The organism is Streptomyces sp. M41 (genome assembly GCF_043673425.1).
In the GTDB taxonomy this organism is placed as follows: Bacteria; Actinomycetota; Actinomycetes; order Streptomycetales; family Streptomycetaceae; genus Streptomyces.
In genome coordinates, this window is sequence record NZ_JBIMKE010000036.1 from 64,312 (window position 1) to 73,409 (window position 9,098).

The 9,098-nt window shown below is 70.0% G+C and carries 13 protein-coding genes; 10 read left to right on the forward strand and 3 right to left on the reverse strand.

Going from position 1 to position 9,098, the window contains the following annotated elements; genetic code table 11:
* Positions 1-36: 36 nt before the first annotated feature.
* The 3 genes from ACHBTE_RS31555 (at position 37) to ACHBTE_RS31565 (ending at position 1,591) form a co-directional block, all read left to right on the forward strand.
* Complete coding sequence (locus ACHBTE_RS31555; protein WP_394728366.1) at positions 37-882, forward strand: sulfurtransferase; 846 nt, start codon at positions 37-39, stop codon at positions 880-882.
* Positions 883-955: 73 nt separating this feature from the next.
* Complete coding sequence (locus tag ACHBTE_RS31560; protein ID WP_004986406.1) at positions 956-1,243, forward strand: DUF1416 domain-containing protein; 288 nt, start codon at positions 956-958, stop codon at positions 1,241-1,243.
* A gap of 87 nt (positions 1,244-1,330) precedes the next feature.
* Entirely contained in the window at positions 1,331-1,591 is a 261-nt protein-coding gene (locus tag ACHBTE_RS31565; protein WP_394728369.1) for a DUF3099 domain-containing protein, read from the forward strand.
* 37 nt (positions 1,592-1,628) lie between these two features.
* On the opposite strand, the gene ACHBTE_RS31570 is transcribed toward ACHBTE_RS31565, so the two are convergent.
* Positions 1,629-1,991: a DsrE family protein gene (locus ACHBTE_RS31570; protein WP_394728371.1), complete on the reverse strand. Its 363-nt coding sequence runs from the start codon at positions 1,989-1,991 to the stop codon at positions 1,629-1,631.
* Positions 1,992-2,138: 147 nt separating this feature from the next.
* Here ACHBTE_RS31570 and ACHBTE_RS31575 point away from each other — a divergent pair, with 147 nt between their 5' ends.
* From ACHBTE_RS31575 to ACHBTE_RS31600, 6 genes are all read left to right on the forward strand, one after another.
* A complete protein-coding gene (locus tag ACHBTE_RS31575) occupies positions 2,139-2,888 on the forward strand; it encodes a hypothetical protein (RefSeq protein WP_394728373.1) in 750 nt (249 codons plus the stop codon).
* Positions 2,885-3,685, forward strand: coding sequence for a hypothetical protein (locus tag ACHBTE_RS31580; protein ID WP_394728375.1), 801 nt, complete (start codon positions 2,885-2,887; stop codon positions 3,683-3,685). The genes ACHBTE_RS31575 and ACHBTE_RS31580 overlap by 4 nt, the downstream gene beginning before the upstream one ends.
* Positions 3,682-4,617 (forward strand): hypothetical protein, encoded by a 936-nt coding sequence (locus ACHBTE_RS31585; RefSeq protein WP_394728377.1) that lies wholly within the window; start codon positions 3,682-3,684, stop codon positions 4,615-4,617. The genes ACHBTE_RS31580 and ACHBTE_RS31585 overlap by 4 nt, the downstream gene beginning before the upstream one ends.
* Before the next feature lie 241 nt (positions 4,618-4,858).
* Positions 4,859-5,434, forward strand: coding sequence for an FABP family protein (locus ACHBTE_RS31590; RefSeq protein WP_394728379.1), 576 nt, complete (start codon positions 4,859-4,861; stop codon positions 5,432-5,434).
* Between the two features lie 47 nt (positions 5,435-5,481).
* Positions 5,482-5,967, forward strand: a complete 486-nt coding sequence (locus ACHBTE_RS31595) for a Fur family transcriptional regulator (RefSeq protein WP_394728381.1) — start codon at positions 5,482-5,484, stop codon at positions 5,965-5,967.
* Between the two features lie 10 nt (positions 5,968-5,977).
* A complete protein-coding gene (locus tag ACHBTE_RS31600) occupies positions 5,978-6,943 on the forward strand; it encodes a YgfZ/GcvT domain-containing protein (protein ID WP_394728383.1) in 966 nt (321 codons plus the stop codon).
* 12 nt (positions 6,944-6,955) lie between these two features.
* Here ACHBTE_RS31600 and ACHBTE_RS31605 read toward each other — a convergent pair whose 3' ends face one another.
* Together ACHBTE_RS31605 and dtd are read right to left on the reverse strand one after the other, a co-directional pair.
* Complete coding sequence (locus ACHBTE_RS31605; protein ID WP_394728385.1) at positions 6,956-7,738, reverse strand: hypothetical protein; 783 nt, start codon at positions 7,736-7,738, stop codon at positions 6,956-6,958.
* Between the two features lie 79 nt (positions 7,739-7,817).
* Positions 7,818-8,243, reverse strand: coding sequence for a D-aminoacyl-tRNA deacylase (gene dtd / locus ACHBTE_RS31610; RefSeq protein WP_394728387.1), 426 nt, complete (start codon positions 8,241-8,243; stop codon positions 7,818-7,820).
* Between the two features lie 158 nt (positions 8,244-8,401).
* Between dtd and ACHBTE_RS31615 the strand changes: the two genes are divergently transcribed.
* A complete protein-coding gene (locus ACHBTE_RS31615; protein ID WP_394728389.1) occupies positions 8,402-9,025 on the forward strand; it encodes an aerial mycelium formation protein in 624 nt (207 codons plus the stop codon).
* The last annotated feature ends 73 nt before the right edge of the window (positions 9,026-9,098 follow it).

Consider the following 9,098-nt stretch of genomic DNA (forward strand, 5'->3'; position numbering starts at 1 on the left):
ACGCCCCGCCGCAACTGCCCCGGAGGAGAGAAGAGCATGAGCCGCAGCGACGTCCTCGTCGACGCCGACTGGGTCCAGGAGAACCTGGACAACCCCAGCATCGCGATCGTGGAGGTGGACGAGGACACGTCCGCCTACGAGAAGAACCACATCAAGAACGCGATCCGCATCGACTGGACCAAGGACCTTCAGGACCCGGTCCGCCGTGACTTCGTCGACCAGGCCGGTTTCGAGAAGCTGCTGTCCGACAAGGGCATCGCCAACGACACCCTGGTGATCCTCTACGGCGGCAACAACAACTGGTTCGCGTCCTACGCCTACTGGTACTTCAAGCTGTACGGCCACGAGAACGTCAAGCTCCTCGACGGCGGTCGCAAGAAGTGGGAGCTCGACGCCCGCGAGCTGGTCCCCGGCGACGAGGTGCCCGAGCGCCCGAAGACCGACTACCGGGCCAAGGCGCAGGACACGTCGATCCGTGCCTTCCGCGACGACGTCGTGGCCGCCATCGGTGCGCAGAACCTCGTCGACGTCCGTTCCCCCGACGAGTTCTCCGGCAAGCTGCTCGCCCCGGCCCACCTGCCGCAGGAGCAGTCCCAGCGTCCGGGCCACGTCCCGTCCGCCCGCAACATCCCGTGGTCGAAGAACGCCAACGACGACGGCACCTTCAAGTCGGACGACGAGCTCAAGGAGCTCTACGCCGAGGAGCAGGTCGACCTGGCGAAGGACACCATCGCCTACTGCCGTATCGGTGAGCGCTCCGCGCTGACGTGGTTCGTGCTGCACGAGCTGCTCGGTGTGCAGAACGTCAAGAACTACGACGGCTCCTGGACCGAGTACGGCTCGCTCGTGGGCGTGCCGATCGAGCTCGGCGCCAACAAGTAAGACCCGCAGCAAGCGAACAGACCCGCAAATCCCGACCGGCCTTCCTCCGGTCAGACCCCTCTTGGAGAAAGACATGTGTGGAGCGAAGGCCGGCGGCCCCGACGCCTCGACGATCAAGCCCGGTGAGACCACCATCCAGGGTCAGGTGACCCGTGACGGCGAGCCGGTGACGGGCTACGTCCGTCTCCTGGACTCGACCGGCGAGTTCACCGCGGAGGTCCCGACCTCCGCCACGGGCCAGTTCCGCTTCTACGCGGCCGAGGGCACCTGGACCGTGCGCGCACTCGTCCCCGGTGGTACCGCCGACCGCACCGTCGTCGCCCAGCAGGGCGGCCTGGCGGAGGTCGCGATCGCCGTCTGATCGCAAGTGACGGCCGAGGGGCCGCACCTCACGGGTTGGACTCCCGAGGTGCGGCCCCTTTGGCGTGCACAGACCTACTCTGGAGACATGTACGCACGTCGGCGTCACATCTACTTCGCGATGATGGGGACGTGCCTCACGCTCTTCGTCCTGGCCTGGGGCGTCGTACGTCTGTGGTCGGTGCCGGTGGCCGTCGGCATGTGCGTGGTCGCCATGGTCATCCCGCCGCTGGCCGCGATGGTCGCCAACCGCCGGGGTCCCGAGGACCGCTGGTGGGACGACCCCTCGGGCGACCCGGAGTCCGACGAGTGGTGGGACGAACTGGACGGCAAGAAGCGACCGCGGTGAGCGCCGGGACTCCGCACCGGGCGCGCCCGCGGCGGGCTCAGTAGACCAGCGCCTGCGTCGCGTCCCCGAGGGCCTCCTGCACGAAGACCTGTGCCCCGGCGATCCGCACGCCCTCCAGCACGTCCTTCTCCGTGATGTCCCGGCGGGCCGCGCACTGAGTGCACAGGGTGACCCGGCCGCCGGCCAGCAGTGAGTCCAGCAGGTCGGGGAGCGGGGCCGCGTGCGGGAGCTCGAACTCGGCGGCGCGGCCCGGCAGGGCGAACCAGGCAGACTCGCCGGTCAGCCACAGCGACACGTCCACGCCGCTGGCCACGGCCACCGCCGCCACCGTGAAGGCCTGCGAGCAGCGCTCGGGGGCGTCCGCGCCCGCCGTCACCTTGATCACCAGCTTCTTCGCCATGGCCGAATCGTAATCAACTCCGTTACAACCCGGGGTGTGGGCTGCGGGTCTTGTGTGCGCACGCATACGGAATTCAGGCTTCACGGTTCGTGGGGGGACGTTTTGGAAGGACCCGAAGAGATACGGGAAGCGGCTGATGCGCCGGTTGTGCCGGTTGCACCAGCCGCCTGCGAACCGCCTCCCGAGCCGCCCCGAGCCGGGCGGCGGGGACGCACGGCGGCGCTGATCGCCTGCGCCGCGGTACTGGGGCTCGTCGCCGGTACCTGCACCGGATACCTGATCCAGGCCGACCGCAAGCCGGACAAGCTGCCCTCGCTCTCGCAGCCGAAGCTGCCCCAGGCAAAGGGAGCGGCGCCCGAGCCGCTGCCCGCCGCACAGGACCGCCGCGTGCGCACCGAGGGCGATCTGCGCAAGCTGCTGCTGAAGAAGCCGCGCGGGGCGAAGAGCGGCGTATGGCTGCGTGGTGCAGACGGCTGGATGGACCTGGCCGACTACGCGCGCACCTATGAGCAACCACAGGGCATCTTCGGTGAGCTGATCAGCGACGAGTTCAGGCGCGCCGCAGTCGTCGGCTGGAAGAAGGGCGACGTGGCCGTGGAGATACGGCTGATCCAGTTCCGGCAGGAGGAGTCCGCCGGCGCCGTGCAGATCACGGACGACAACCAGTACTGGGCCGAGACCCAGGACGCCGACAGCTGGGTCGTCCCCGGCACCGAGAACGGCATGGCCTACGCCTACTCCGAGCCCGAATCGAAGGCCGGCTATCTGCCCCTGTACGCGGCGGAGGCGTTCGCGTGGCGCGGTGACATCGCGATGCAGATCTTCGCCTTCGGCTCGAAGCCGGTCACCAAGAAGACGATCCTGGGCCTGGCCGAGCGGCAGATGGAGCGGCTGTGACTGAGAACCAGGCACCTGACGAGCCGGTCGCCGGCAAGCGCAAGCGGTGGATCCGGCCCCGGCGCGTCGCCGCCGTAGCGGGGACCGTCCTGCTGGTAGGGGCGGTCGTCGCCGGGGTCGGTCACACCGTCGTGACGGTGCGGGACGCCGACCGGGCCGCGGGAGCACCGGTGTGGAAGTTCCCGGCGGACAAGGCCGACGACAAGGCGCCGAGTGCCGAGGGTCTGGCCGGGATGCTCGTGCCGTACGGCACCGACGGCTGGGTGCGCGGGCCCGACCTGGGCCGGTTCGGCTCGGACACACAGCTCACCGGGGCCGAGGCGACCGCGCTGAACAAGGAGTCGCTGCGTGATCTGCCGCGCTCGCAGCGGCGGCAGCTGGAGAAGCGGATGAACCGGCTGCGCATCACAGGCATGGCCATGCGCAGCTACTTCAGCATGTACGGCAGCGGGCTCCAGCAGGATCTGGTGGAGGACATCTACTCCGTCAGCATCGTGCTCAGCCAGATGGACAACCGGGCCGCCGTGCGGGACATGGCGAGGATCCCGGCCGAGGTCTTCGACTCGCTGGACGTGTTCCGCGAGGGGCCGAAGATCAAGGGCCACAAGAACGCCAGGTGCTTCCTCCTGCCCAAGGAGGCAACGAAGAGCATCGACAGCATGTTCTGCTCCGCCTACGTGGGAGACGTCCTCGTCACCGCCTCGGCGGACGGCGTCCGGCCACTCGACACCAAGGGAGTCGCGATGCTCCTGAGCACCCAGCTCGACCGCATCGCGGAGCCGGGGGAGGCGGTATGACCGACCACCAGTCACCCGGCGCCGGAGCCACGCTCCCGGCGCCGCCCGCGGAGCCCGCGCCGCCCGCGGAGCCCGCGCCGCCCGCGGAGCCCGCGCAGCCCGTGGAGCCCGCCGAGGCGAACGAGGCCGTGGCGCCGAGCTCCCTCCCCGAACCGCCCGCCGAGGCCGCGCGAGAGCGCCGAGTGCTGCGTGCCGTACTGCGGTGGACCGCCGCTGTGGCCGTCTTCGCGGCGGTCGGGGCCGGGACGGCCTACGGGATCGCCGGGCTGGAGCGCGGTGAGCTGCCGGGACTCAGCACCGAGTCGGACGGGCGCTGGGACTACCCGGCGCTGGCCCGGCCTCCCCTGCCGTCCGGCAAGCCGCAGCCCTTCGCGGCGGACAACAAGGCCGAGGCCCACTACGCCGACCTGCGGGCCCTCCTGCTTCCCGCCCCCAGGGGAGCACAGGAGGACCCGGCGCTGCGCGGAAGGGACGGCTGGCTGCCCACGAAGGGCTTCCTCGCGGAGTACGCCGACAGCGGCGAGCGCGAGGAGCTGCGGCAGAAGCTCGTCGACAACGGGCTGCGGCACATCGCCGCCCGGGGCTGGACCACCGAGGACGGTACGCACACCCGCGTGTATCTGCTGCACTTCGGCACCGCCGCCGTGGTGGACGACGTGGTCGCCGACATCGCCCCGTACAGCGGCCCCGCGTACCGGGTGCGCGGCACGGAGACCTCGGTCATGGACAACGCCTTCGCGGAGGTGCCCTGGCCGGGCGAGTTCCCGCGCTTCGCCTACGACGAGGCCGAGCCGTACGGCGCCGAACACGTCCGGCAGGCGTACCTGGCCGCCGGTGACGTCCTCGGCGTCGTCGTCCAGTCCCGCAAGGGCAACGCGAAGGCCGTGCCCTTCCAGCAGACGGTGACGTTGCAGAGCCAGTTGCTGGGCTGAGCCCGCGAGGGCATACCTCACAGGGAGGGCCGGGCCCCGGCCGCGTAAGCTGGGGCCCGGCCCTGTGCACGTACCGCAATCCCTCCGCTCAATCGAGGAGCACCCCGTGGAGATCTTCTTCGAAGCCCTGCTGGTCCTGGTCTGCGTCGGCGTCCTCGCCTTCGCCGGGCTGACCGTGAAGAAGCTGTACCAGGGCCAGCGCTGACCGCCATCACCGACGTACGAGACTTCTGAGCTGCTCATGATCGAGATCCCGTCCGACCTCCACAAGGACCTCGTCCCCCTCGCCTTCCTGCTCGGCAACTGGGCGGGTGCGGGCGTGCACGACTTCCCCGGCTCCGAGAAGTGCAACTTCGGCCAGGAGGTCACCTTCACGCACGACGGCCGGGACTTCCTGGAGTACCAGTCCCACACCTGGGTGCTCGACAGCGAGGGCAACAAGGTCAGGCCGCTGGAGTCGGAGCACGGCTTCTGGCGCATCGACGCCGACCGCAAGGTCGAGGTGACCATGGTCCGCGACGACGGTGTCGTCGAGATCTGGTACGGCGAGCTCGCCGACAAGAAGCCCCAGATCGACCTGGTGACGGACGCCGTGGCGCGGACCGCCGCCTCCGGCCCCTACACCGGCGGCAAGCGGCTGTACGGCTACGTCAAGAGCGACCTGATGTGGGTCGGCGAGAAGCAGACCCCCGAGGTCGAGCTGCGCCCCTACATGTCGGCCCATCTGAAGAAGGTCGTCACCCCGGAGGAGGTCGAGCGCTGGGCCAAGGCCCTCCCGGACGACCTGCCGGACGACGGGATCGCCTTCTTCAAGTAGGCGCCGATCCGGTGGGCAGCCGTTCGAGTGGCTCTAGACTTTCCGGTGTGGTGAGCACCGACTGGAAGAGCGACCTCAGGCAGCGCGGCTACCGGCTGACGCCGCAGCGGCAACTCGTGCTCGAAGCTGTGGACACCCTGGAGCACGCGACCCCCGACGACATCCTCACGGAAGTGAAGAAGACGGCGTCGGGGGTCAACATTTCCACCGTGTACCGGACCCTGGAGCTCCTGGAGGAGCTCGGGCTGGTCAGCCACGCCCATCTGGGGCACGGGGCGCCGACGTACCACCTGGCGGACCGGCACCATCACATCCACCTCGTGTGCCGGGACTGCTCGGACGTGATCGAGGCCGATCTGTCGGTGGCCGCCGAGTTCACGGGCAAACTGCGCGAGTCCTTCGGGTTCGACACCGACATGAAGCACTTCGCGATCTTCGGCCGGTGCAAGGACTGTGCTTCGAAGAGCGCGGCACAGAATGCGGCACAGAGCTCCGCACAGAGTGCGCTGAAGAGTTCAACTACCGAGTCGTAGGCTTAGTCGTATGAAAAGCCCCCTGCTGACCCTGCCCGGCGCCGTGCCCGCCGAGGGTGTGGACGAAGGCGTCGCCGCCCACTACGGCGATCTGTTCCGCGAGCAGCGCGCCCTCGCCGACGGCACCGGTTTCGTCGACCTCTCGCACCGCGGAGTCGTGGCCGTCACCGGCGAGGACCGGCTGAGCTGGCTGCATCTGCTGCTCACCCAGCATGTCAGCGACCTCCCGACGGGCGAGGCCACCGAGGCGCTGATCCTCTCCGCGCACGGCCACGTCGAGCACGCGCTGTATCTGGTGGACGACGGCGCGACGGTGTGGGCGCATGTGGAGCCCGGCACGCGCGAGGCGCTCCTCGCGTACCTGGAGTCGATGAAGTTCTTCTACAGGGTCGAGGTCGCCGACCGCACCGACGAGTTCGCGGTGGTGCATCTGCCCGCCGGTTCCATCGCCGAGGTGCCCGAGGACGTTGTCGTCCGCGAGACGCCCTACGGCCGCGATCTCTTCCTCCCACGGGCGGACCTGGAGTCGTACGCCGCGAAGGCGGGCCCGGCGGCCGGGCTGCTGGCGCACGAGGCGCTGCGGGTCGAGCAGCACCGCCCGCGCCTCGGTTTCGAGACCGACCACCGCACCATCCCGCACGAGCTGGGCTGGATCGGCACCGCCGTGCACCTCCAGAAGGGCTGCTACCGGGGCCAGGAGACCGTCGCCCGGGTGCAGAACCTCGGCAAGCCGCCGCGCCGGCTGGTCTTTTTGCACCTGGACGGCAGCGAGGTCCATCTGCCGGCCCACGGCACCGAGCTCCGGCTCGCGGACGAGGGCCCCGACGGCCGCAAGATCGGCTTCATCACCACCTCGGCCCGCCATCACGAGCTGGGCCCGGTCGCGCTCGCGCTGGTCAAGCGGAATGTGCCGGTGGACGCGCGGCTGGTGGCGGGGGACACCGCGGCGGCACAGGAGGTCGTGGTCGAGCCCTGACGGCAGGCGCTTCTAGGGTGCGTGCGACGCCCCCTGGCCCAGGGTCCGTTCGATCTTCGCGACCTGGGCGCGGATGAGCTTCTCCTCGGGCCTGGGCGTGAGTGCCGCACGTCGATCGTCGGGCAGCGAGGCGCCGAAAATGGTGTCGGCCCGCACGTACGCGATCACACCCTGGACCCGTACGACGGTGAAGCCCAGGTAGGCGGTGCGCGAGCGCTGCGAGTACCGCAGCGTGTCGTCGCCGAGCTTCGGCGCCTTCTCGGCCTGGAAGCCGGCCCGACTGGTGCCGTTGCTCTCGGGGTTCTCGTACTCGATGTGCCAGCACCGGTCCAACGCGGTCCGCAGCGCCGCCATCCGGGCCTTCGCGTCGGCCTCGGACCAGGCGGCCAGAGACATGCGGTGCAGGTCGAGGCCCTCGCTCGGCCGGTGGAGCTGCGCCGTGGCGACGATCGTCTCCGCCTTCGCCTTGAGGTCCGGGTTGCGCAGGCCCGCGCACCGAGCCGGCCGCACCACCTCCGCGGCGTCGGCCGCGGGGCTGCTGGGTTCGGCGGCGGTGGTGCGGTGGATCTCGAAGCGGCTCGGCAGCTCCGCGGAGGTGAGCAGCGCGGCCTTCAGCGCCTTCAGCGTGTAGGGAGCGGGAAGTGGCTCTGCCGGGGCCCGGTTCCCGGGGGTCACCGTGGGGGCGGCCCGGGCGACCTCGGCGCCGGTCCCGCTCCCGCTCCCGGTCTTCCCTTCGGCCGAGCAGGCCACCAGCGCGAGCAGCGCGACGCCGGTGAGGTACGCGGATCTCTTCATGGTCCCCCCCCGGGACAGCGGCAGCGACGAGCGGGAGCCGATCGGCTGTGCGCAGCCGGTGATCAGATGTCGATGGTGATCAGATTTCGAGCAGAACCGTGAACGGTCCGTCATTCGTCAACGAGACCCGCATCTTCGCACCGAACCGCCCCGTCGCCACCGTCGCGCCCAGAGCGCGCAGTTGGGCGACGACCTCGTCCACGAGCGGCTCGGCGACATCGCCGGGGGCGGCGGCGTTCCAGGTGGGCCTGCGGCCCTTGCGGGCGTCACCGTAGAGGGTGAACTGGCTGATGACGAGAAGCGGGGCGGCGATGTCGCTGCACGACTTCTCGTCGTGCAGCATGCGGATCGACCAGAGTTTGCGGGCGAGTTGGGCCGCCTTCTCCTTGGTGTCCTCGTGCGTGACCCCGACGAGCACACACAGCCCCTCGCCGGTGATCTCCCCGACCGTCTCGCCGTCCACGACGACGTTCGCGCCGTCCACCCTCTGCACCACAGCTCGCATGCCGCCATCATGCCGTGTACGTGAAAGTGCCTCGTAAGCGGCTTCTTTTTTGATCCTTAAGCCCCCATCTGGGGCCGTTCGTGGGCACTCGGTCACATAGCGGCCACTTGGGATGGCACCATGCTTCCACACGCCGGTCGAGGGGACGGTAGAGGCATATGAGCACACCGAGTACCGGGCAGCCGTCCGGGGCTGTCGTGTTGAACCAAGCGGGGCGGCTGGAGGTTCTCCGGCCGCCCACCCAGCGCACCGCTGAGGATCCGGGCCCGGGGGCGGATCCGCGGCTTCCGGCGGAGCCGCCCGAGCACGAGCTGACCGTGCTCAGCCTGCCGGAGCTGCGCACGCTGCGCAGGGACGCCCAGCGCGACGAGGCGGACCTGAGCTATGTACGGCGCCTGCTCCAGGGGCGGATCGACATCCTGCGGGCCGAGCTGGCGCGGCGCTCCCCGGCGGGCGCGGCGTCCGTCGTGGAGCGGCTGTCGGAGATCCTGACCGACGCACCGGCCCGGCACCGCTCCTCCGCACGCCATGTGACGCTGGGCACCCCGCAGAGCGAGGAGTACCGGCGGCTGGCCGCGGAGATGCTCGCCGAGGTCGAGCTGTCGGACCTCCAGGCGCGCACGGACGTCGAGCTGACCACCGCGATGGGACGGCTCGTGGGGTACGAACAGCAGGTGTCGCTGCGCCGTCAGGGGCTTCAGCGGACGGCGGACGACTGCGGCGCGGAGATCACCCGCCGCTACCGGGACGGCGAGGCCCAGGTCGACGATCTGCTGACCTAGGGTCTGTGTGACGTTGTGATCAGCCAGTTGCCTTCAGCAGGTCGTTGATCCAGATCATTGAGGCCCGGAGGTG